The 23,655-nt window shown below is 42.7% G+C and carries 23 protein-coding genes and 1 tRNA gene; 10 read left to right on the top strand and 14 right to left on the bottom strand.

The window, feature by feature from the left end:
- The first annotated feature begins 31 nt into the window (after window positions 1-31).
- Window positions 32-2,047 carry a DNA helicase Rep gene (gene rep, locus V7R35_RS10225; RefSeq protein WP_334014699.1) on the top strand — a complete coding sequence of 672 codons (2,016 nt, stop codon included), beginning with the start codon at window positions 32-34 and terminating at the stop codon, window positions 2,045-2,047.
- A gap of 90 nt (window positions 2,048-2,137) precedes the next feature.
- On the opposite strand, the gene V7R35_RS10220 is transcribed toward rep, so the two are convergent.
- Together V7R35_RS10220 and V7R35_RS10215 are read right to left on the bottom strand one after the other, a co-directional pair.
- Entirely contained in the window at window positions 2,138-4,738 is a 2,601-nt protein-coding gene (locus tag V7R35_RS10220; protein WP_334014698.1) for a sensor domain-containing phosphodiesterase, read from the bottom strand.
- Window positions 4,739-4,844: 106 nt separating this feature from the next.
- Entirely contained in the window at window positions 4,845-5,252 is a 408-nt protein-coding gene (locus tag V7R35_RS10215; protein ID WP_334014697.1) for a c-type cytochrome, read from the bottom strand.
- Between the two features lie 247 nt (window positions 5,253-5,499).
- Between V7R35_RS10215 and V7R35_RS10210 the strand changes: the two genes are divergently transcribed.
- Window positions 5,500-5,576: transfer RNA gene (locus tag V7R35_RS10210), tRNA-Arg, on the top strand.
- 175 nt (window positions 5,577-5,751) lie between these two features.
- On the opposite strand, the gene V7R35_RS10205 is transcribed toward V7R35_RS10210, so the two are convergent.
- From V7R35_RS10205 to V7R35_RS10165, 9 genes are all read right to left on the bottom strand, one after another.
- Window positions 5,752-5,904 carry a hypothetical protein gene (locus V7R35_RS10205; protein ID WP_334014696.1) on the bottom strand — a complete coding sequence of 51 codons (153 nt, stop codon included), beginning with the start codon at window positions 5,902-5,904 and terminating at the stop codon, window positions 5,752-5,754.
- A 1-nt stretch (window position 5,905) separates the two neighbouring features.
- Window positions 5,906-7,204, bottom strand: a complete 1,299-nt coding sequence (locus V7R35_RS10200; protein WP_334014695.1) for a hypothetical protein — start codon at window positions 7,202-7,204, stop codon at window positions 5,906-5,908.
- A gap of 99 nt (window positions 7,205-7,303) precedes the next feature.
- On the bottom strand, window positions 7,304-8,944 hold the full coding sequence (locus tag V7R35_RS10195; RefSeq protein WP_334014694.1) for a replication endonuclease: 1,641 nt from the start codon (window positions 8,942-8,944) through the stop codon (window positions 7,304-7,306).
- Entirely contained in the window at window positions 8,931-9,215 is a 285-nt protein-coding gene (locus tag V7R35_RS10190; RefSeq protein WP_334014693.1) for a hypothetical protein, read from the bottom strand. Before V7R35_RS10190 ends, V7R35_RS10195 begins: the two co-directional genes overlap by 14 nt.
- Complete coding sequence (locus V7R35_RS10185) at window positions 9,215-9,451, bottom strand: helix-turn-helix transcriptional regulator (RefSeq protein WP_334014692.1); 237 nt, start codon at window positions 9,449-9,451, stop codon at window positions 9,215-9,217. The genes V7R35_RS10190 and V7R35_RS10185 overlap by 1 nt, the downstream gene beginning before the upstream one ends.
- 82 nt (window positions 9,452-9,533) lie before the next feature.
- Entirely contained in the window at window positions 9,534-10,061 is a 528-nt protein-coding gene (locus V7R35_RS10180; protein WP_334014690.1) for a hypothetical protein, read from the bottom strand.
- A 293-nt stretch (window positions 10,062-10,354) separates the two neighbouring features.
- The gene (locus V7R35_RS10175; protein ID WP_334014689.1) at window positions 10,355-10,591 is read right to left on the bottom strand and encodes a hypothetical protein; all 237 of its coding nucleotides are present in this window, start codon (window positions 10,589-10,591) and stop codon (window positions 10,355-10,357) included.
- A 230-nt stretch (window positions 10,592-10,821) separates the two neighbouring features.
- Entirely contained in the window at window positions 10,822-12,030 is a 1,209-nt protein-coding gene (locus V7R35_RS10170) for a PDDEXK-like family protein (RefSeq protein WP_334014688.1), read from the bottom strand.
- Window positions 12,031-12,046: 16 nt separating this feature from the next.
- The gene (locus V7R35_RS10165; protein ID WP_334014687.1) at window positions 12,047-13,279 is read right to left on the bottom strand and encodes a site-specific integrase; all 1,233 of its coding nucleotides are present in this window, start codon (window positions 13,277-13,279) and stop codon (window positions 12,047-12,049) included.
- Window positions 13,280-13,819: 540 nt separating this feature from the next.
- Between V7R35_RS10165 and V7R35_RS10160 the strand changes: the two genes are divergently transcribed.
- From V7R35_RS10160 to V7R35_RS10140, 5 genes are all read left to right on the top strand, one after another.
- Complete coding sequence (locus V7R35_RS10160; protein ID WP_334014686.1) at window positions 13,820-16,057, top strand: TonB-dependent hemoglobin/transferrin/lactoferrin family receptor; 2,238 nt, start codon at window positions 13,820-13,822, stop codon at window positions 16,055-16,057.
- 86 nt (window positions 16,058-16,143) lie between these two features.
- Window positions 16,144-17,067, top strand: a complete 924-nt coding sequence (locus V7R35_RS10155; RefSeq protein WP_334014685.1) for a heme/hemin ABC transporter substrate-binding protein — start codon at window positions 16,144-16,146, stop codon at window positions 17,065-17,067.
- On the top strand, window positions 17,064-18,167 hold the full coding sequence (locus V7R35_RS10150) for a FecCD family ABC transporter permease (RefSeq protein ID WP_334014684.1): 1,104 nt from the start codon (window positions 17,064-17,066) through the stop codon (window positions 18,165-18,167). Before V7R35_RS10155 ends, V7R35_RS10150 begins: the two co-directional genes overlap by 4 nt.
- Before the next feature lie 14 nt (window positions 18,168-18,181).
- Window positions 18,182-19,000, top strand: coding sequence for a heme ABC transporter ATP-binding protein (locus V7R35_RS10145; RefSeq protein WP_334014683.1), 819 nt, complete (start codon window positions 18,182-18,184; stop codon window positions 18,998-19,000).
- The gene (locus V7R35_RS10140; protein WP_334014682.1) at window positions 18,978-19,706 is read left to right on the top strand and encodes a HugZ family pyridoxamine 5'-phosphate oxidase; all 729 of its coding nucleotides are present in this window, start codon (window positions 18,978-18,980) and stop codon (window positions 19,704-19,706) included. Before V7R35_RS10145 ends, V7R35_RS10140 begins: the two co-directional genes overlap by 23 nt.
- A 75-nt stretch (window positions 19,707-19,781) precedes the next feature.
- Here V7R35_RS10140 and V7R35_RS10135 read toward each other — a convergent pair whose 3' ends face one another.
- A complete protein-coding gene (locus V7R35_RS10135) occupies window positions 19,782-20,336 on the bottom strand; it encodes a DsrE family protein (RefSeq protein WP_438823464.1) in 555 nt (184 codons plus the stop codon).
- A 100-nt stretch (window positions 20,337-20,436) separates the two neighbouring features.
- Between V7R35_RS10135 and V7R35_RS10130 the strand changes: the two genes are divergently transcribed.
- Window positions 20,437-20,829 (top strand): OsmC family protein, encoded by a 393-nt coding sequence (locus V7R35_RS10130; protein WP_334014680.1) that lies wholly within the window; start codon window positions 20,437-20,439, stop codon window positions 20,827-20,829.
- A gap of 78 nt (window positions 20,830-20,907) precedes the next feature.
- Here the strand turns inward: V7R35_RS10130 and V7R35_RS10125 are convergent, their stop codons facing one another.
- Window positions 20,908-21,324, bottom strand: coding sequence for a DUF6691 family protein (locus V7R35_RS10125; RefSeq protein WP_334014679.1), 417 nt, complete (start codon window positions 21,322-21,324; stop codon window positions 20,908-20,910).
- Between the two features lie 20 nt (window positions 21,325-21,344).
- Entirely contained in the window at window positions 21,345-21,773 is a 429-nt protein-coding gene (locus V7R35_RS10120) for a YeeE/YedE family protein (protein WP_334014678.1), read from the bottom strand.
- Between the two features lie 209 nt (window positions 21,774-21,982).
- On the opposite strand from V7R35_RS10120, the gene V7R35_RS10115 reads away from it, so the two are divergent.
- Entirely contained in the window at window positions 21,983-22,783 is an 801-nt protein-coding gene (locus tag V7R35_RS10115; protein WP_334014677.1) for a sulfite exporter TauE/SafE family protein, read from the top strand.
- 9 nt (window positions 22,784-22,792) lie between these two features.
- Window positions 22,793-23,647 carry an MBL fold metallo-hydrolase gene (locus tag V7R35_RS10110; RefSeq protein WP_334014675.1) on the top strand — a complete coding sequence of 285 codons (855 nt, stop codon included), beginning with the start codon at window positions 22,793-22,795 and terminating at the stop codon, window positions 23,645-23,647.
- Window positions 23,648-23,655: the final 8 nt, after the last annotated feature.

The following is a 23,655-nucleotide window of genomic DNA, read 5'->3' as shown; positions in this document are numbered from 1 at the left end:
AGGCCAATATGTACGTTGTTTTAGGAACCCAATGAAACTAAATGAAGCTCAAGAATCTGCCGTCACTTTTGTATCAGGCCCATGCTTGGTATTAGCAGGTGCTGGAAGTGGTAAAACACGAGTTATCACCAACAAGATTGCACATTTAGTTAGAAACTGCGACATGCCAGCGCGCTACATTGCTGCGGTAACCTTTACCAATAAAGCGGCGCGTGAAATGAAAGAGCGTGTGGCGCAAACGCTAGGAAAACCAGAGGCCCGCGGTCTAAAAGTTTCTACCTTTCACACCTTAGGGTTAAATATTATTAAAGCGCACGTGAAAGACCTTGGCTTAAAGCCCGGCTTTTCATTATTTGATGATAAAGACTCAACGGCGCTGTTGAACGACCTTACCACCGATACCATCGATGGCGATAAAGATCAGCTCCAACTATTGCAAAGCTGCATATCTAACTGGAAGAACGATCTTATTCTTCCAGATGCGCTTTTAAAGCAGGCAAACAGTACAGGCGAGCGTGAATTTGCCGAAGCGTATAAACGCTACCAAGACAACCTAAAAGCGTATAATGCGCTTGATTTCGACGACCTTATTTTATTGCCCACACTGTTGCTGAAGCACAACGAAGAAGCTCGCGCGAAGTGGCAAAGCAAAATTCGCTATTTGCTAGTAGATGAATATCAAGACACCAATACCAGTCAGTACGAGCTAGTTAAACTGCTGGTGGGTGAACGTGCACGCTTTACCGTGGTAGGCGACGACGACCAGTCTATTTATTCATGGCGTGGCGCAAAACCACAAAACCTGCATTTGCTTCAGCAAGACTTCCCGCGCTTGAACGTAATTAAGCTTCAACAAAATTACCGTTCTTCAGGCCGCATACTGCATTGCGCAAACATTCTTATTCAAAACAACCCGCATTTGTTCGACAAAACGCTTTTTTCTGAACTGCAATACGGTGAACCGCTTAAAGTCATTGAAGCCAAGAATGAAGAACATGAAGGCGAGCGGGTAGTGGCTGAATTGTTGGCGCATAAGTTTATGAATCGCACTCAGTTTAAAGACTACGCCATTTTGTATCGCGGTAATCACCAAAGCCGTATTTTTGAAAAACTGCTTATGAGCAACCGCATTCCCTACAAAATAAGTGGTGGAATGAGCTTTTTCGGTCGTGCGGAAGTGAAGGACATCATGGCGTATTTGCGCTTGTTGGTGAACCAAGACGACGATAACGCCTTGTTGCGTATTATCAATACGCCAGGGCGCGGTATTGGACGTGCTACGTTAGAGAAGCTAGGTAATTTTGCTAACTCGCTGGGTGTGTCTATGTTCGAAGCTGCCACGCACCCAAACTTAAACAGCGTACTGCCTGAAAAAGCCTTTCACGCCGTATCTACGTTTTCACGCTGGGTAGTTGAGTTGTCTGACAATGCACAGCGTGGAAATACTGTAGACGCTGTACGCTCTATGATACGCACCATGGGCTATGAGGAGTGGCTTTACGAAACTAGCGCAAGCCCAAAGGCGGCTGAAATGGCTATGGCGAATGTAAGCACCTTGTTTGGTTGGGTGAATGACATGCTAGAAGGCAATGACTTAGACCAACCAATGACCCTCACTGAAGTAGTAAATCGTTTGATATTGCGCGATATGATGGAGCGCGGTGAAGACGATGGGGAAGGGGACCAAGTACAGCTAATGACGTTACACGCGTCTAAAGGGCTTGAGTTTCCTATTGTGTTTCTTGTAGGAATGGAAGAGGGCTTGTTACCGCACCAAAGCAGCATAGATGAAGACAATGTAGAAGAAGAACGAAGGCTTGCTTATGTTGGTATTACCAGGGCGCAGCGTGAACTTATATTCAGCCTAGCGAAAGAGCGCAGACAGTTTGGTGAAGTCATACAGCCCGAACCAAGTCGCTTTTTATTTGAACTGCCAGCCGATGACGTACAGTGGGAAAATCAAAAGCCCAAAGCTACAAAAGAAGAGCGTCAGCAAAAAGCGCAAGTGGGAATTGCGAACCTACGAGATATACTGGGTAAAAAATAAACGTGGCCATTTATTACTTCTACATTTGCAGCGCTTGTGAGTGCTTACATACACTGTGAGCCAGGCTGGATAATTGCTATGGCGGAGGAGTTAGCTCGCAAGTTGCGTCATATCTAGCACTTTTGCGTGCTTTAATACCTTACCTTGGCCATAAACACACTCAATTTCATTAAGTGCTTCAAGCTGTGCGTTTGAATCTACACCTTCTGCAATTACTTGAAATTTCAAATGCTCAGAAATAAGCATTACAGACTGTATGAGTTTCAAATTACGCTGCGAACGTGGTAACGACTTAACAAACCTATGGTCAATTTTTATAAAGTCGAAGGGGTAAGCAAATAGGTAACTGAGTGATGCCAATCCACTACCAAAGTTATCAAGCACCAGGGTTACGCCCGCGCGTTTCAACTTTTTAATGGCAGGCAAAATAAACTGCGAACGACGATTTAAATCGTTTTCATCAAACTCGAAAACCAGTTGGCTTGGCGTAATTTCAGCCTTTTCGATTACGTCTATCATCTGGTTAACCATCGACGCCTGAAGTAAATGGTTTATCGACACATTTACAGCAATTTTATTTATCTTTTCATCGCTGTTTTCATAGTGCTTTAGTAGTTCGCACGCTTTAGTCAGCTGAAACAAGTCTAAGTCTAGCGTAAGGCCACTGTGTTCAGCCACTTGCCTAAATTGCTCGCGCGCAATTTTGCCATACGCAGGATGAGACCAGCGAATATACATCTCTTTGTACAGCGTACTGTTGTCTTGAATGTTAACAACGGGCTGTAAAAAGTAGTCGAACTCTTCTTCACGCAGTGCTCGCCTAAATTCATTCTCTAATTCAAGCTCTTCAATTAGGCGGTCGCGCATGCTTTTATCAAACATAACGAAACGGCCGCGTCCCAGCGTTTTTGCTTGATACATAGCTGCATCGGCATCTCGAAGTACTTCATCTGCGCTGCGGTAATATGTGTCTAGAGTCGCTATACCAATACTGGCGCCAGAATACATTTCGCGACCATCTAGCAAAAAAGGTTCAGAGATTGATTTGATAATACGGCCGGCGACTTCTTTAACATCGGCTGCATCTTCAAAGTTATCAAGCAACACCACAAACTCATCACCGCCTAACCTTGCTAATAAGTCATGGCCACGAATACAAAGTGTAATGCGACGTGCCACTTCAATAAGGAATTCATCACCAGCATGATGGCCTAGTGTGTCGTTAATTACTTTGAAACGGTCTAAGTCGATAAACAGCACGGCAAACATGTTTTCGCTATAGCGCTGCTTGCTGGCAATGGCTAGCTCTAAGCGGCTGGTGAACATTGCACGATTAGGCAGGTCGGTTAGCGAGTCGTGGTGAGCGTCGTGAATAAGCTTAAGCTCTATTTCTTTACGCTCTTCAATTTGCTGTTTTAGAAACTTGTTGGCGCGATCTAATTCTGCAGTGCGCTCTGTAACGCGTGTTTCTAGCTGCATGTTGTAACGCTGCATCGACTCAGTATTGCGTTTGCGCTCTATCGCTACTGCAATATGGTGCGATACAAAGCGAAGCAGCTCTTTGTCTTTAGACGTGTATTTCGCGTGTCTGCCGTACGTTTGAACAGCAATAACACCTGCAATTTCACCGTCAACAACAAGCGGTGATCCAAGCCAAGAATTAGCGCTGTTAAGCATGGTTTGCGCAACCGATACGTCAATTTCGCCTAGTTCAGCCAGCTCTAATACCCGCGGCGGGTTTAGTAGTTCCGCTTGCCCAGTTCTTAGTACAAGCTCTGTTAAACCAAGCCCAAGTGGTCTTGGTTTAGCCTCTTCTTGCATGCTGTCGCTAAAGTACGGGAACTCAAGCAGGCTATTTTCTTTGTCTAAAATAGCAATGTAGCAGTTGGGTGCGCTTATCAGCCGCGCCAAAATTTCATGCAGGCTGGAATAAAACGTACGCATGTCGCCTTCAAGCGTGGCGGCTAGTTCCGATATTTCAAACAATGCTTGTTGTAGCGACTCTACTTTCTGGCGCTCTAAAATTTCTTCTTGAAGGTCGTCATTTATCTTTCGCAGCTGACGCGTGCGCTCGCGAATGGTGCGCTCTGTAAGCTCTCGGTTTTTTACACGGTCAACAGTGGTAACAATATGTTGCGAAACGAATAGCAGTACTTCTAAGTCTTCCTGCGTGTAGTGAATACCTTCATCGTAGGTTTGAACTACCATGGCACCAATCACCTGGCTGCCACGTTTTAAAGGAACGCCTAACAACTCGTAAGGTTGCGAACCTACAAGTTTAACGTTGTTTTCTGTAGCAAAAAGCTCTTCATCTTCGCGTTTGTAAAAAAGGTGATTACCCGTTCTTAGAATGTAACCAGTTAGGCCATCCATTAACTGATCGGCGGGTAACTGCTGAACCGTCTGTTCGTCAAATTCGTCAACAAAGTAAGCAAAATCGACAATGTTGTTTTCAGGTTCGTAGAAAGCAACAAAGAAATTATCGGCATTTAAGAATTCACCAATAATTTCATGAATAGCAGAGTAAAGGCGGTTTAGATGACTTACAGAACTGGCAAGCTCAGAAATATCAAAAAGCGCCTTTTGAACACGTTCAGCGCGCTTATATTTTTCTGTAAGTTGTTGAAGCTGTGGTATTAATTCCCTCAGTTCCTCTTCAGTCAACTCATGTTGCGTTGAATCAGATGACATTCCGTTCGCCGATATAAAAAAAGTAACGTTACCCCAACGAGCTAAATTACCCGATTAGCTGGAGAAACGCTACTTTTTCAAGCAACATAGTGCATGTTAGATGGCGTTAGATACCTTCAATCATGTACTCAATTGCTGCTTTAATTTCTTCGTCGGTACAGTTACCGCAGGTACCACGAGCTGGCATAGCGTTGATACCGTTAAGGGCATTCTGCCATACACCGTCAAGGCCACGGTCGTCCAAGCGTGGTTGCCAGTCGGCTGCTACTTGAAGCTTAGGTGCGCCAAGTACACCTGCTGCGTGACATGCCACACATGCAGAGTTGTAAACGTCTTCACCCGACTTTGCACCGCCAGCTGCAGCTGCGTTACCTGCTGGCGCTGCGCCTGCTACGTGAACCTGACCCGATGGCTTAATGCGATCAGCAATTTCATCGTTACTCATTTCTTGTGCTTGTGCTGCAAAAACGGTTAGCGCAGTAGCAGCAACAGTTAACCAAGTCTTTAATTTCACATCTGTCTCCAGGCAATGATGAATTTGTATAAAATATAACTGGCCAGATTATAACGGTAAATTGGGGCTGAACAACTATTTGAGGCTAATTACATAGAAAAAGTAGGGATTTTTAATAATGTGTAATAACCCCAGCCATAAGATTTACATAAAAAAGTTGCTGACAGCCCATGGCCTAAGTATCATTACGCCCCGTTTGCAGAACGCGTTTATTAGCGTATTTTCATCTTTGTAAACATCAATCTACGCACCCGTAGCTCAGCTGGATAGAGCGTTGCCCTCCGGAGGCAAAGGTCGCGCGTTCGAATCGCGCCGGGTGTGCCATTTTTAAAGGCCTGTAGCCCGATTCTATTTTCCTGAAAATCTCTTTTTTGAAATATGTAGCAAATGTGTAGCAGATAAAGCGAGTCGGAATTATCAGTTATTTAAATCTTAAATTGCTCAGATATTTCAACTGACATAAAAAAAGAGCCTCTAGGCTCTTTTTTTATGTAATAACTTATTGCATTGAAAATCTCATTTCAGACTCTCCCTCTGACCTTAAGATTTTTCTTAAATCTTTTTCTTTGGAGGCTCTTCTTGCCTCTTTTGGCAAGAATTTCGCCTTCCATTGATTAAGCTTTAATTCATTGTTCAGTTTGCTACCTGACATGCTATTGCCCTTTTGAAAACTTTTCGAAATAGTGACTATTTAAACTGCTTTCGAAATAGTGCTTTCGTTTAATCCAAACAAAACCATCTCCTTTTGATATTACAGCAACATCGATAGGTCCGCCAACCGTTTCGCTATCATTTGTAACCTTGCGTTTAAACGCCGTCATATTAACTAGAGACTCGGCCATGTATGCTAGCTCATCTTTAGGTAAAAACTCTACCATGTTAACAACCTGATCGACATAGTCATTTTGGATAATTTGATTAACTACTGAGTTTGCTTGACTCCACTCTTGACTTGCAGCTTCTAGCAGTTCGCTTTTTTCTTTTTCTCTTTTTAAGTCGTCATCGTTTTTATCAATAATTTCAAAAGCTTTCTTTATTATTTTATCCATCGCATCAAAGTAAATATTCGTATAATGACTCTGAATAGCAGGACTAATACCTCGCATGAAAGTCAATGCTTCCTCGTCCTGTGCATATGCCTCGATACCGCTTTCTCCCCCGCCAGCACTTTTTTGAGGATTTGGCGCTCTTCTTAATTTCTGCCCCCAAAAGCCTTTAAGGTTAAAAGTCAAAACCGATGGAAAAAACTCTTGGTCTCCATACCCTGCAAAAACGACTCCGGAATTTGAACCCAAAGGGTTTTCTTTGGCTGTTGCTAATGCTAACAACACAGCAATCTTAGATTTTATATGGTTTGGAACGCTATCTTGATCAATATTTTGCTCGGTTAACTGGCTGTTTACGAAATCACCTGTTTGTACAGCTAGTTCGTCGACATCTGTTTGTGAAAACTCTTGTAAGAAATTTTCCCGTTCGAGTAAATCTATAAAGTTGTCACATATATTATTCAAAAATTCATAGGTAACGTCATCGGGAGGAACGGCGTCATTTTGCTCTACGTATACCTCTGCTTTTTCTCTAACACCATCCCAAATATCTGAATATATAGAAATCCAATGGTTTATGAGAAAGTGGTCTCTAAGGTCTCTAGGGATTAGGTGTTCTTCCTGTTCAAGGAATTTAAAAAAATCTTCAGTGTATGCATCTAGCGTACTAAAACTCGATTTTCCTAGTCGCTTTCTATATTCTTTTATAACTAGTTCCCACGGTACCCTGCAAAGACTTCCAGAACCATAAACCATTATGCCGACAGGATGGTATTTGGTTAATGCAAATAACTTTTCAGCACCATTATAGATCTTAGTGTTGCCGTTACCGTTACTAATCGTAACTGCTGAGTCGGCGGCGAGAGCTACCGCTGATTTATTTAGAACTGCTATCTCTGCTGTCATTGAAATCCTTTTTATAACAATATTATAGTTTCAACATTATCAGTAAATGTTATTCAGGTACACTTATTTACAGAACTCCAAGTAAAAGCATTTGAGCCGCTATGCGGCTCTATTTCCACGTTTTTCTAATCGCCATTCATGGACTCTAGTAATAACTTCTTTTTCACCTAACTTTATTCCTCGAAGCGAAATTGAAACCACTCCATCAAAGTAACTTTGTTTAAGTTCACCTGTTTCTGTATCAAGCTTTTCTTTATAAAGAGGGCGAATAGCTTGGTCATTGCGCTTACAAAACACACCACCCATAAGTTTTACGAATTCTGCCCATTTACCATTATCTGCTGCTTCGAAAATGTCAGTGAAGTGTTCATTTTCGTTGCAGAGCGCTTTAAGTCTTCTTAGTTCACGCCACACAGTAACAGCGCCAGCACCTAATTGCTGGAACTGCCGTATTCCCCAACAGCTAGCCCATGCTTCTACACGCTGCGATGCTTCAATAGCATTGCCTCCGTCAATATCGCTATCTAGGTTTGCACCATTAACATTTTTGCTAACGTATTTAGCAATGTAGCCTGTTGCGCTGCCTCTTGAATAATCAATATCTTTAAAATCACAACGATATTTCTTAGCGCCTGCCTCATTACCATCTTCTCTAAGTGCATAGTGCTCGATAACAGTTTTAAACACGTTCGTTTGGTGTTGCTCTAAGAAAACAAGCATATGCCAATGAGGTGTTCCGTCATGCTGTGGTTCGGCAATACGGAAGCCATATAGCTTAATATCCTTACGGTTTAAGTCAGCGCGGACAAGAGCCCACATATCGTTTAAATACTGCTGCGCTTCATAAGGCGTTGATCCATCCCATTTAGCGTTTCTATCTCCAGAGCTTGCATGAGTACTATGAAAGCGAGAAGGGCATGTAATCGTTACAAACAGGGCTTTGTGGTTAAGTTCCTTGGCTATTTCTTCATAACCAGCCATACGTGTCATAAGTTCATTTTTACGATTAACGGGGTTAGATACATTTTTATCTGATATTTCTGCAAGCGAAAACGACTCATTATTTTGGTTAACAATAAAGATATTTTCGAGCATTTGCCTTTGCAGCTCTTTTTGAATTAAACGAAGTTTTACGGTGTTATCACTACAGTATTTTCCTTTTCTACTGTTTACCTGCCCTAAGTGAATTTGCACTTTCTCTTCTGTACGGCGCAGCACTTTTCGTAACTTCCGAAGCCACCAGTATTTGTCCTGCATTCTTTTGATTGCTCCGTTAATGTTAACGGGTTTCTTTAATTCTGGAGGGTTAATACCATATCCGTTAACGAACTTAGCGCATTCGTTGTAAAGCGCCATATTCCCGTTAACGGGTTTTTGGCCCGTTACGTTACGGTTTTCTAGTGGATAGGTGTAAAGCGCAAAACGTTCGCAGCGCTTCGAACACTCATCTGAAAGTTCTCTTAGTTCATATTCACCCGCGTTAAAATAACGAATAAGCTTTTCTGGAATGAGTGCATTAAGTGTTTCAGTTTTTTCACGCAAATAGCTATTAGCGTTATACGGCTTACCAAAGGTCTGATATTGGTTGATAAGTATTTGCTGAATAGATTCATTAAAATGAGAAATTCTTTCTTTTACAAACAGCCGATCTTCTCTTGATAGGGAACGGTAAAAATCACCGTTAATTTTATCAAGCTCGTCAAGAGAACGAGCGATTGGAGTTTCTCTATGCGTTTTCATAACGACCCTCCAATTCGTTGTGCAGCTTCATTCCCTTTTTAGAAATCGAGAAATTGCTCCAACGAATGCCAAACTCCATTTCCTCTTTGGTTTCTTTTAATAACCCGATACGAACTAACGAAAAGAATACCGTCTTGGAAAACTTTATCGGCTTTTCTGCAGGGAAGTGATAATCCCCTAACTTGGGGCTCACACTGGTACAAAACTCAACAATTCCGCCGTTATAGAAGAAGGTAAGCAATTCGATTTGGTGTATTGATAGTTTCTTCATTACGCTACACCTTCATCTTGATAAAGGTGGGTGCGTCGCACGAAGCTTTCTAGCCAAGCATCAAGGTCTTCTCGAAGATAACGAACAGCTCGGCCAATTTTTATGAAGGGTGGGGCTGGTGTGCGATTTTCACGATTACCGTCCATTCTTGCTTGCCGCAAGAAAGAACGGCTCATGCAGATATACTGAGAGGCTTCTTTTTCAGTTAGCGCTCTACTTTGGGTTTGTTTGTTCATTGAGTTTCCTTGCTTTACGTATAAATACAAGGCAAACCTAATCTTCCCATTTTTCCCGGGAACTTAGCCGGGAAAAATTAATCTATTTTTTTACTTCTGCGAAAAGATTTAGAAAGCGCTTTTTAGACATTCTGTATTCTTGCTGGCCAGCCTTTCCCCAAATAATTTCCTCTCTATCCATTTCTATCAAAATGCTGAGAGGGTCAGTTGTGTCGTTTTCTTGCTGAAAGTTTTCGAGCATGCGGAGGTACAGCTTTGAACCACCAAGCTCGGGGTATTCTTTTTGTAATATTTTTACTTGTTCTTTCATCAAATGTTCACGGCCATTAGCCTTCCCAGTGTTAATGCCGAGTTGCAATTTGCACCACTCAACGAGTTCGTTCTTCAATACTAAATCATCGAACTCGATAGTAACTCCTTTCGGTAGCGGCGTATTTTGTTCGTGTATCATATCTCTATTCGTGTCGTTTATCAGAATGGCATCGCACTTTGAAAGGTCTAAATCAGCAATTCGGGAAGCGTAGTCAATCTCATATCTATCATTTAGCAACTGGGTAAGTAGTTCTCGAGAGCACGATTCTAGTAACTGAATACCTTTTTTTGTGTGCAAGGTTACTGTTTGAACAACGACTAATTTATTTTTTAAAAGAGTGCTTTTGTCGTGTAAAGACAGTTCAACGATTCCGTTATAACTAACAACGCCTCGAACAATTCTTTTAAGACTTTTTGGGATTCTCTCAGCAAGAATGAAGTAGCTCGCATAACTAAACGCGTTTATGGGAACGTTGGTGTTTTCACACAGGTATTGAAAGTCGTACTTGTCAAAGCTGAATTTATAAGTGAGCTCGGGCATTCTGTAGTAACGCTTTTGCATAGTATTTGAGCAACCTTAATTCACATTACTTACGAGACGGAGAACCCCTTACTCTTACAGCTATTACGTTGTTTTTTGAGTTGTCGCAGTTCTTCTTTTAAGCGCTCGCCCTCTCGGCTACTATAGCCAGCTCTCATTTTACTATTGATATTGTCGATACGTTTCTCAATGCCCTGACAATTATATTTTGATGGCTCGAAAACATAGTTACCTAGTGAAGGTGCTGAAATAAAAAGTAGCGAAAGAGTGAAAATAGATTTGAACATAATTCATCCTTGATTAGTGCGGTTGTTAAAGAATAGCTTGAATAGATCCCTAGAAAATTGTTGTATCTATACTTGGCTATAGAAATTCATATATAAATAATTTTTTCATGTTCAAGCAAAGTTAAAAGTAGTGTTCAGTGGCTACTACTTTATGCTTTAAAGCACAAACTCTGAGTCATTTAAATCAAAAAGAAAAACTGCCAGCTAAACGTGTTCGATGTATAAAACTTTTAGTAAGTAGGTTTTGCAAACCTAGCTTTAAAAAAGGCTTCAATAACGTCGCAGATAACAATTACATCATCCTTATATTTATTAAACTGCTTTTCGAATGTGTCAGCGATTTCTGAGGCGTGATCTTCAGGCTGAATAGAGCTAATGTCATCTACTCCAATATTTATATTCTTACTGTAAAACACTCTCCATTGCTTCCCCTGTGGTTTTTTGTACAAATGAGAGGTTGCTTTGTTTTCTTTTAACTCCTGTAATAATGATGATACTAAGTTATCTTCCCCAGGGCTTATAACTGCTTTAAGTACACAACGTTTTTCAGTGATAACTACCTCGAATAAGAATAACTCTTTGTTTTTCCAACCAGGTGTGTTCCGAGGGACTACTTCATAAGAGGACTCAGTAGAAAAACGAACATAGGTTTTTGAGCTGCTGCCCATTTTGAAACCTAGGCTTTCGAGCTTTTGCCTTATTACCGAATTCACTGTTTGTATGTTATCTGGCCTATTTTCCAGAATAAAATCAAAAGCTTCTTTGTGCGCATAGTATAGCTTTAAAGCCATTTCATTTAATTGATCGTTCATAATGACTTCTCTCCTAACAGAGCTTATGTAATCTTGTATTAAATACCTATATTTAGGCGTTACTCTATCACCGCTTATAGTGATGATTGCTTCTAAAATTGATGTAATCGCTTCATAGGAGTAGTTTGTGTAGTATTCTGATTCACTTGCATCGAGAGGATCTTCACCGAACGGAGTTAGATAGATGAAATGTTTATTTTTATCAGGAAATGAATTGTTTACTCGGGTTCTGTAGAGTTTAAGTTGGTTTTTAGAGTCCTTAGCATCTACCTTGTTTTCGATTACTATTACATCGTCATCTAACTCAATGAGAATATCGATATTTTTCCACTCTTTATAAATTTTCGCATTATTAGTTCCCATGTAATCAACGTCAAAGCTCGTACGAGTGGAAACTTTTTCACTAAGAAATATATCGCGTAGTACTTTTTTGAGAAATTTGTCGTCAAGACCATGTGACTGGCTTGGATCTAGTAAAAAGGCAAGAAAGGAAGAGTGTCTTATTTCGGCTCTTACAATAGACAGAGCTTTGAATATATTAGTGTCATTTAGTGCTAGCTCTATATGCTCGAAATCCGTGTCATTTAATACTGCTAGTAAATTCTTTTCCATTTCCCTAATCGACATAATTCCATTTCCTTTTTCAGAGTAAATTAACAGCTTTAGATTTATGCTCTGGTGCTAAGTGTGCGTACCGTAGTGTCATTTCCAACGACTCGTGACCCAATAGCTCTCTCACAGTGTTTAAATCTACACCAGCCATTACCAGCTTACTAGCGAAATGATGGCGTAGATCATGGAAACGAAAATCTTTTATTTTCGCCTCCTCTAAGATCGTAGACCAAGCTTTCTTGATATCCCTTAGGGGCTGGTCTGGCTTACCCTCGAAAACCCACAGTAAGCTGCCACAGTCGCTTTTCCAGTTTGTTAGCGCTGACTTAGCTTTTTGGTTAAGTGGAATGTGCCGAGCTTTTCCGCTTTTAGCATTTGCTGCTTCAATAGTTAAAACATCGCGGTCTAAATTAACGTTTTGCCATCTAAGTGAAAGTAGTTCACCTCTTCGCATACCAGTATTCATTGCTAAAATGACCAACGGTTCTAAATAGTCTGCAAATGTTCTCGTACTTAAGTCTGGAAGAAGTGGATAGCCTCTTTCTGCTCGATGTTTGTTGCCGCTTTCTCGTTCACGCTTTATTTTCAAATCTCTTGCTTTTAATGTTTCTTTTAAGCGCGCTTCTTCATCAAAACTTAAGTAACGAACACGGCTATTATCTTCTTTCAACGGTTTCAATTTTCTTAAATCACGATTAGGGATCACTTCCCATTCTACCGCTCTTGTTAAGACAGATTTTAAAGTGGTGAAACGCCTATTGATAGTTGCATTGCTTCGCTTTTGATTGAGCATTTCAGTTCGTAACTTTTCTAGTAAAGACGCGTTAATATCGCGTAATTGCATGGGAAGTAGAGTAGGAAAGTTAACCTTTAAATTCTTAAGCTCACGTTCGCCTGTTTTGGGGTATTTAGCTATGTACCATTTCTCAAACTCTAACTCGATAAAAGCTTGAAGTGTGGTGAGTCTTGCTAGCTTTTCTTGTGCTTTTAGCTCTTTTTTATTTTCGTGTGGGTCAACACCTTGCACAATTGAGGCGCTAGCCATTTTTGCTGCGTCTCGCGCTTGTGCTGGTGTAATTTCTGGATGTGTACCCAACTTAACATTCTGCTGTCTTCCATTGTGGCGATAATACAAAAAGTAGGTCACTCTACCTTTTGGAGAGATACGCGCATGAAAGCCTGAAATCTCGGTGTCATTTAGTCTTTTATCTTCAGGTTTAAGTGCATTAATGCTGCTGTTCGTTATCTTTTTCTTGATAGCCATAGGCAAAATATGTAGCAAATATGTAGCAAAGTGAGTGATTTTAGGTGAGTTTACATGAACAAGTATGAACAAACTCTGAATATATTTAATCTATATTAATCAATTGTTTAGCATTCTTTTTGATGCATTCTTGTTCATGGTTGTTTACCAAGAAATACCCCAAAATCAGGCTCCGGAGGCAAAGGTCGCGCGTTCGAATCGCGCCGGGTGTGCCATTTTTCAAATTCTTCAAAATTTCACCCTTTAAAGCTTAATGCCCTCGTTGGTAATTTTCTTGCGGCTTTAAAATTAAACTTTATTCACAACGCTGTTTGTAGGTCATTGTTTATATGGCATTTGTTGGCAGCATGAATCTTCTGCATGCGGCTTGCTGTCAGCGTTTAAAAACCTAAAAACTCACACTAGTCATTTCTGTATACCCACAGTTCACCAATAAAAAGTTTATTAAGGCTATTTGAATACCCGAAAACTTCGTGCTAACTTAATGCAAATAATAATAGTTCTCATTAACATCCTCATTGTTTGTAGGGTTAAACACATATGAAATTTTCTAAAATAGCACTCGCTTTAATCGTTTCCGGCCTTAGTTCAGCCTCAATTGCAGAAACATTCGAAGATGCTAACTTCGAACAAATCACCGTTACTTCCTCTCGTTTCGATACCGACATAGACGAAATAGCCTCTAGTGTAAGCGTTATCGATTCCGAACAAATGGATAAAATGGTAGCCACCGACATTCGTGATTTAGTGCGATTTGAACCCGGCGTGGTTGTTGAAGGTGGCGGGCGCTTTGGTTTGTCTGGCTTCAACATTCGAGGCATTAATGCCGACCGAGTTTTAATGCTACTTGATGGTGCGCCTATCGCTGATGAGTTCAGTTTTGGCCCTGGGTTGTCTGCTCGCCGCGACTTCATTGATGTAGATATGATAGATCGCGTTGAAATTATTAGAGGCCCCGCATCCACATTGTATGGCAGCGATGCAATTGGTGGGGTGGTATCGTTTATCAGTAAAGATCCTAACCAGCTTTTAGATGATGACGAGCAAATAGGCGGTCGAGTAAAAGTTGGTTATGCGTCTGTTGCTAATGAGTGGATGACCAATGCTCAGTTGTATGGCAGAAACGGCGATTGGCAATGGCTGTTAAACGCCACCGCACGTAACGGCTCTGAAACAGAAAACTATTTTGACGGCGAAGGCACAGGCCTTGAGCGCAACGCCACAAACCCGCAAGACAATTCAACAGAAAGCGCACAGCTTAAACTTATTTATCAACCAAACGAAGCACACCGACTAGAGTTCCTTGCCGACTACCTGCAAGGCGAAACCGAAACAAACGTATTGTCGCAAGTCGATACTTTCGTGCGAGGTGTACGCATTACAGAAAGCCAAGGTATTGATGAACGTGACAGAACACGCCTTCAACTAAACCACACGTATAGCAACGAAACGGCCTTGTTCGATAAGGTACTAACACGCGTGTATTGGCAAGAAACAGACAATGTTCAAGCAACCCGCGAAGGGCGCTTCGGTGCTGCATCAAGACAAGAGCCAACGCCAGTGCAGTTAGGCAGAACCCGCGATAGTGAATTTAACCAAAAGGTTGAAGGTGTAATTGTACAGCTGGACAAACAGTTCACTACAGGCGATGTGAAACACCACCTTATTTACGGCAGTGAACTTCAATATACCGACAGTGAAGCGCTGCGAGAAGGCACAACATTTGTGGCCGAAACTGGCGCCATAGTGCCTGAGTTCTCGGTATTCCCTGCAAGAGATTTTCCTATTTCAAAAGCAAGAGAACTGTCGTTTTTCGTTCAAGACGAAATCTCACTGCTAGACGGTAGACTTACGCTAAGCCCTGGTGTGCGCTACGACGAATTTAAGCTAACCCCTTATCCAGACGAAATTTTCATTAACGCTAACCCAGGTGTAGAGGCAGTGCCTTTCGATGATTCGCAGGTGTCTTTAAAACTGGGCGCGGTATACGACTTAAACGAAACTACCAATGTATGGTTGCAGTACGCAGAAGGGTTTCGCATTCCACCTTTCGATGACTTGAACGTAGGCTTTACCAACTTTGCTGGTGGCTACACGTCACTACCTAACCCAAACCTAGAACCAGAAAGTGTTGAAAGTTGGGAAGTAGGGGTTAGACAACGCCTTGACGCAGTAAAGTGGAGCGTTAGTGCTTATCACAACAACTACGACAACTTCATCGAATCTAGAGCAACAATTGGCTTTAACCCTGCTACTCAGCTGCTCGAGTTCCAAGCCACTAACCGCGACTCGGTGGTTATTGAAGGTATTGATGCGCAAGTTACTTGGTTCTTAGGCGAATCTTTCTCGGGCTTAAACGGCTGGGAGCTACAAGGTGCCTTAACGTGGTTAGACAGCGAAGATGAAGCCACGGGTCAAGAAATTGAATCAATTTTGCCACCGCAAGCAGTAGTGGGCATAGGTTATACCGACAGCAACGACATTTGGTCAGTTGAGCTTATTGGTACATTCGTACAGCGCTTCGACTCACAAAATCAGCCTGAAGACCCTGCTGAACCTCGACTATTTGAAGCACCTGGATACGCGCAATTCGACCTTCTAGCCAACTACAACGTTAGCGAAGACCTTACGGTAAATCTGGGCATCTTCAATATTTTCGACCGCAAAAGCTGGAGCGGAACCGAGGTGCGCGGTTTAGACGTAAGCGATGCAACAAACGTCAACTTCCTTACTCAACCGGGCATTAACGCGGCGGTGAATGCAACTTATTCATTCTAATTACGTGCAGTAAACACCTGCGCTGCCTATTAGGGCGGCACAGGTGTAATTAAGCGCCTATTTAGCCTTTATCAGGAGCTAGGTTTATGAAAAAACAGCAGCTACTTTTCTACACTTTTATTGGTTTGCTTTTTACGTTTAGCGCGCATACCAGCGCTAACACCATTAAAACAGCAATGCCCGATACGCAAGAACTCAGTTCTGAAGAAAGTACACATCATCAAAAGCTAATTACCGCAGGCGGAACCATAACTGAAATTGTGTTTGCTTTGGGAGCCGGAGAGCGCGTTATTGCCGTAGACCAGTCAAGTCAGTATCCCGAAGCAGTAAAGCAGCTGCCAATGGTGGGCTACTACCGAGAACTTGCGGCAGAAGGCGTGCTGTCGTTTGCGCCTGATAAAATATTGGCCATTGAAGGTGTTGGTAGACAAGAGGTAATTAAACAAATAGAAAGTACCGGTGTGCAGGTAGTTGTTTATAACAAGCCTACCAGTACCGATGGGCTTGTAGCGTTAATAAAACAGCTTGGTGATGACCTTGGAAAAGCTGAACAGGCAGAGCAGCTTATTGCCAAGTTTAATGCATCCTTACCTAATGAAAACCGCAGTGAAAGTTACAGCGAAACTTCAAATAACACACCTCCAACTAAAGCTGTATTTCTGTTGTCGGCGTCAGATCGCGGCCTTATAGCGGCTGGTACAGAAACGGTTCCTCAATTAATTTTCAACTACGCTGGCATTCAAAATATAGCGGCGAAGCACACTGGGTTTAAGGGCATTAATAATGAGGCGTTGGCATTACAACAGCCTGACTTCTTAGTAGCACCGCGTCATGTAGTTATGGGGGCAGGCGGTAAGGAAAAGTTTTGCCAAAGCCCAAACCTATCGCTGCTTAAAGCTGCGCAGCAATGCAAGCTACTGGTAATGGACTCGCTTCAGTCTTTAGGTATGACTCCAAGGCTGGCAGACGCCATCGCTACCGTTAAAAACTATCAGCTTGAAAACCTATGAACACGTTAACTTTTTCAGCACGGTCACAACGGCCGGCTGTTCAGCAAAACTGGTTTGAAAGCCATCAAAGAAAAGTTGGGTTTTGGCTAGCAGGCTTAGTGGTTTTATTGCTTTTAGCTAGTGTGGCGTCATTAAGCTTTGGGCCTGCAGGCTGGGATATTCGCTTTGCTATAGCTTGGGCGTTACCCGACAGTTGGCACGCTATTAGTCAGCTGCAGCTAAATATCATAAGTGAAATACGTTTACCCAGACTATGCCTAGGCATGTTAATAGGCGCAGTACTTGCTCAAACAGGTGCTGCTACGCAGGCGCTATGTAGAAACCCGTTGGCCGACCCATCTGTTATTGGCGTTAGTTCAGGTGCGGCTGTTATGGCGGTTGGCATGATTGCGCTTGGCCCTTTACTGCAAACGCAGTTTGGTATTAAAGCCGAGCTGCTACTTCCCTATGCAGCTTTCACAGGTGCACTTATAGCAACACTTTTGGTGTATCAGTTCGCTAAAAGCGACCAAGGTGTGCAGGTTACGTCACTTATTCTGGTTGGCGTTGCAATGAATGCGCTTGGGTTCGCACTTATCGGCTTATTAAGCTTCTACTCAGACGACAGTTCGCTGCGATTAATTAACTACTGGACCATGGGGTCGTTGGCGGGCGCTAATTGGTCATCGCTGATTGAAGCTATGCCATTGCTGCTTTTAAGTTTATTAGGGCTATGGAGTAAAAGGCATCAGATGAGCCTACTGCTACTTGGCGAATCAGAAGCCAAATACATGGGCGTAAATATAAAGCACCTAAAAAACCAAATTGTTGTTTTTGCTGCCATTGGTGTTGGGGCCGCGGTGGCATTAACAGGGTTAGTTGGCTTTCTTGGCCTTGTTATTCCGCATCTTTCCCGCCTACTGGTGGGCGCAAATCTTAAATACATGATGCCTGTAAGCATGCTGCTAGGGGCGCTTGTGCTGTTGGCTTCAGACTGGATTGCCAGAATTATTGTTACGCCTGCCGAGCTGCCTATAGGAATAGTAACGGCCATCATCGGCGCGCCAGTATTTATTTGGATGCTAAGACGCCAACTAATGCCAAGCCGCGACAGTCATTAATTAGGAAGGTAACCATGGAAAACATACTTTCACTTAATGAAATAACAGTAAAGCGCGGCCATAGACGCGTGCTTAACAACATAAGCTGTCAAATTCCAGCGGGCAAGTTAGTGGTGTTGGTAGGCGAAAATGGCGCTGGTAAATCTACCCTTATTCATACAATGGCAGGCAACCTAAAGTACAAAGGCGAACTTGCTTTTAAAAGTAAGCGGGTGAGCGAGTGGGGTGAAACTGAGCTAGCAAAAGTGCGCGCTGTAATGACACAGCAAAGCGCGCTGAACTTTCAGCTAGGTGTGCCTGAACTTATTGCTATGGGGCGCTTCGCTATTGCCGAGCCAGAACAGCAGAAACAGCAGCGAGTGGCTGAATACGTAAACCACCTTAACTTACAGAAGTTAGCCAACAGACACACAGGCCAACTTTCAGGAGGAGAGCTTCAACGCGTAAATATTGCCCGTTGTTTTGCTCAACTCGATGCTTTTAACAGTGAAAATGAAAGTAAGTTGCTGCTGCTTGACGAGCCTACCTCGGCATTAGATCTCAATTTCCAGCATCATTTAATGCAGTTGGTACGCAAGTTTACCAGCATGGGCAATACCGCCATTGTCGCCATTCACGATTTAAACCTTGCTTCACTGTATGCCGATGAAGTGCTGCTATTAAGCGGTGGCGAGCTTATTAATTACGGCCCTAAAAACGACGTACTTACACCAGAATCCTTAGAGCCTGTGTATCGCACTAACATGCATATACAGCCTCACCCAGACCTAAAAATACCAATGATATTTTCTCAACCCAAGGAGCTCCTTAATGAGAACGCAAGCATTAACTGACGCAAAAGCATTACTTCGCGCTTGTGAAACGGGCGTTATTTCTACCATTTCATACAACCTGCGTGGGTACCCGTTTGGGTCGGTTTCCCCGTTTATTAGCTGCAGCGAAGGTAAGTTGTATTTCTACATAAGCGATATTGCGCAGCATGCTAAAAATTTAGAAAAAGACAGCCGCATGAGCTTAACGGTGTTCCATCAGGCAGAAGAGGGCGACCAAAATGCGCACGGCCGTGTAACACTAGTAGGCGACGCTACACCACTTAAAGGCGATAAAGCCGCAGAAGTGCTTGAGCAATACGTACTGCGTTTCCCTGAAGCAGAGGGGTACAAAAAAGCCCACGACTTCAAGATTTGGCAAATGGATATTACTCGTGTTCGTTTTATCGGAGGCTTCGGCAAAATATTTTGGTTAGAACAAGAAGAGTGGAATGCCCCGGCGAGCCCTTGGGACTTTTCTTCTGAAAAGAATATGATTGAGCACATGAACGACGACCATCAAGACGCAATGAGTTTAATTCTTGCGCACCACCACGGTGTAGAAGACGAAGCACCTACAATGACAGGCGTAGTTACTGACGGCTTTTATATTCGCTCGAAAGACAAAAACTATTATGTGCCCTTTGAAAATGTGTGTAGCAAACAAGAAGATGTACGTATGGAGCTTGTAAGGCTAACCAACCGCGCAAGAAAAGCACAGGCGGCTTAGCACTTAAGTAATTAGCAATAAAAAAAGCGCTGCGTTAAGCATTCATAAATGCAGCGCTCTTTATTAGATAAACGCTTAAAATGGATTAACGGTGTAACCTTTTTGTTGCAGAAGTGCATGGGCGGTCATTGCTGACAATTGCATTTCAACGCCCTCTATTAGCTGACTACTTTTCACCGCATTTGCAGCAGCGCTTTGGCCGCAAACTATAACCTGTACATTATTTTCCAGAAGGGCTTTGATAAGCGGTTCGTTCGGGTTTGAAGCGTTATATTTCGCCCTGTACGACGCCTCATTTAATAAATCTAAAGTCGCCTTTCCATGAACCACTAGCGCCAAACGAATATTTTCTTTTTTAACACCTGCTGCTGCGTGCATATTAATAAAACGAGCAAGGCTTTCAAATTTTCTGTTTAACGTTACAGCTCCACTAGTACTTGCTACATCAAACGCAACTTTAAATTCACTATCTTCACTTAAGGAGTGGCCCATTACAGGCGCATGTTTACCAAAGTTGCTAATTACAGGCCCATAGTTAAATGCCGACATCTGTGCGCTAGCAGACAAAGAAAAGCCAAATAGCGTAATGAAGCAACAAACTACAAGGTTTATATTTTTTACGTTAAACATAATGTGTATTCTCACTATTATTTTATGTTGACGTCAGATAGCACTTTTTATCACTATCAATATATCGTCAAAAACCTTTTTCGAATACAAGGCTACAGTAATGAAAATAGATATCGCCCTTTTAGACGGACAAAAATTACAGGCCAGTTTTGGCAAGCACCAAATAATCAGCGACCAAAGTGTATCTGCAGGTGGTGACGAAGCTTACCCTGAGCCCTTCGACTATTTCTTAGCTAGTATGCCATTGTGCGCAGCGTTTTATATTCGCAAGTTTTGCGAAGCCAGAGACATTAGCACCGATGGTATTAGCCTTAGCCAAGAACACACTACAGTGGGCGAGGATAAATATAAAAAAGCGTTTTCAATTAAAGTAACGCTGCCAGAAAATTTTCCAGAAAAATATAAAAAGCCACTTCTAGCCGCTGCCAACAGTTGTACGGTTAAAAAAGTAATTCAAGCAATGCCTGAGTTCGATATTCAAATTGAAGAGTAGTTTGCTTTAGTCTGTCACCTGTAAACAGAAGCGCTGCCTATGTCAGCGCTTTAAATAGCATGAAAAATACCGTGTTTATCACTTTTTAGCGGTTACAAAATGCTGAGCAAGCATGCCCACTACCATTGCACCCACAAACAAAAGAACGTCTGACTGCAGCGATGCAATAGCCACTACCGCAGGGCCTGGGCAAAAGCCGCTAATTCCCCAGCCAATGCCAAAAGCGGCAGAGCCTAATATCAACTTAGCGTCTATAGTTTTGCTGCTTGGAATATCGAACTTGTTCGCAAACATCGGCTTGTTGCGCTTGCGCACCCAAACCATACCTGGCGCAGCCACTAAAATAGCACCGCCCATTACGAACGCTAACGTGGCATCCCAGTTGGCGCTTAAATCTAAAAAGTTAAGTACACGGGCAGGGTTACTCATACCTGAAATTAGCAGGCCTAAGCCAAACAGCAGCCCACAAAGTAGCGAGGCGATAATTGCTCTCATAATATTCTCTCCTCGGTTATTTATAGGTGTCTGATAATTGTGGTGGTAAGTACAGCCGCACCCATAAACGTGAGCGTGGCAACAATGGAGCGGGGTGATAACCTTGAAAGGCCAGCCACACCATGGCCCGACGTACACCCAGAGCCAAGGCGTGTACCAAAGCCTACGAGTAAGCCAGCCACAACTAACCATGCCGAGCTCATTTGCGTTTGAACCTGCAAATCGCCAACAAACACCATGTAAAGCACGGCAGATAGCACAGCACCTATTAAAAACGCCAAGCGCCAGTAGCGTTCAATGCCGCGCTGTGTCATGGCGCCTGCGGCAATACCTGAAATACCTGCAATACGGCCAAGGGTAAGCAGTAATAAAACCACCGATGAACCAATAAGCAGCCCACCTGCCAAACCGGCAAGCGGCTCGAAGGGTGTTGATGTCCAGTTTTCCAATTTTGTCTCCTATACCTTGTGCAATGCCAAATGAAATAAAAGTCTTAAACGTAAAATCAATTAAGCTCATGATTTAATTTATTTTTTAATTAGTTTGTTGAGTGAATATTTCAAACGTAACAGCGGCATCAAATGTAACGCTTATATTTAAGATGTACATTAAAATAAACTTTGTTATATGATATATCAAAATGAAATATGGTGTCGACATGATTTTTCTTGGTTACATTGCCGCGGTATTAATGGGAATCGTTTTAGGCGTGATAGGCGGTGGCGGCTCTATTCTTACCGTTCCTATTCTGGTTTATTTAATGGGCGTTTCACCAAATATTGCTACTGGCTACTCGTTACTTATTGTGGGGGCAACTGCGGCGTTCGGTGCAGTGAGGTACTACAGAGAAGGCTTAGTTGACGTTAAAGCGTCTATTTTATTTGCCGTGCCTTCTATCGTTGCTGTGTATATGTCGCGGGCTTATTTAATGCCGGCCATTCCCGAAACTGTGTCTTTTCAATCGCTTACCATAGAGAAAAATCTAATCATTATGGTGCTTTTTGCCACGCTAATGTTGGCCTCGTCAACCATGATGTTGAAAAAGGCTTATAGCAAATCGGCGCCAGCAACCCAGGTTGTTGAGAATAAACAACCCAACGTTGGGCCGATAATGATTGAAGGCGCAGTCATTGGCGTAATTACCGGCATACTCGGTGCTGGCGGGGGCTTCCTGATCATACCCGCTTTGGTTCTTTTTCTGGGTATGCCTATGAAAAACGCAGTGGGTGCGTCGTTATTTATCATTGCTTTAAAGTCGTTACTTGGCTTTATTGGCGATTTACAAACAGGCATTCAACTGGAAATGCCTTTATTACCTCTTATGTTGGCGGCCACGTTTCTCGGGATGGCTGTCTCTACCAAGGCAGCAGGAAAACTAGACGGTGCAGCGCTGCAAAAATTCTTTGCATTTTTCACCCTAGCCATTGCCATTTTTATCATGATCAAAGAGCTTATTTAGGAAAACCTTATGAACGTTGAAACTTTCTACGATGACCAAACATCCACGTTTACCTATGTGCTATTCGATCCTATTTCGAAAGAAAGTGCCGTAATAGACTCGGTTGCCGACTTTGATATTTTTTCAGGTCGCGCATCAACGCTAAGTGCCGACAAGGTAATCAACTTTATTACCCAAAATCAGCTAACCAATAAGTGGATATTAGAAACCCACGTACATGCCGACCACATAACTGCGGCACACTACTTAAAGGCTAAAATTGGCGGAAAAATTGGCATTGGCTCGGGTATAAAAACGGTAATTGATATGTGGGTTGATATATTCGAAACGTCGAACGATACGCCGCGCGATGGTAGTCAATTCGACGTGTTGTTTGAAGAAGGTGACACGTTCAATATTGGTCGCTTTGACGTATGTGTATGGCATACACCTGGGCATACCCCCGCCTGCGCCAGCTATTTGGTAGATGGCAAAGCCTTCGTTGGCGATACTATGTTTGCCCCTAACCTTGGTACCGCGCGCTGCGACTTTCCAGGGGGCAGTGCTGAGCAGCTATACAATACTATACAGCGCCTATTTACGCTTCCCGATGATACAACGGTGTACCTTGCCCACGATTACCCAAAAGACGGTGCTGCCCCCCAATCAACGGTATCAATAAAAGAGGCGAAGGAAACAAACGCGCAAATTCGCCCTGAAGTAACCCTTCAAGAGTATGTGGAAAAACGCGAAGCAAGAGACGCAACGCTTGCGGTACCCAAATTACTTCTACCCTCAATACAAGCAAACCTTCGAAACGGCCAATTTGGTTTGCCCTCTGAAGGTGGTAAGCAGTTCATAAAGATTCCTGTAAATACCATTTAAAGAGGTGG

Origin of the sequence: Alteromonas sp. S167, assembly GCF_036864375.1 — a bacterium.
GTDB lineage: Bacteria > Pseudomonadota > Gammaproteobacteria > Enterobacterales > Alteromonadaceae > Alteromonas.
The sequence above is the reverse complement of the archived record's forward strand: the minus strand, read 5'-3'. Positions and strand labels throughout refer to the sequence as shown.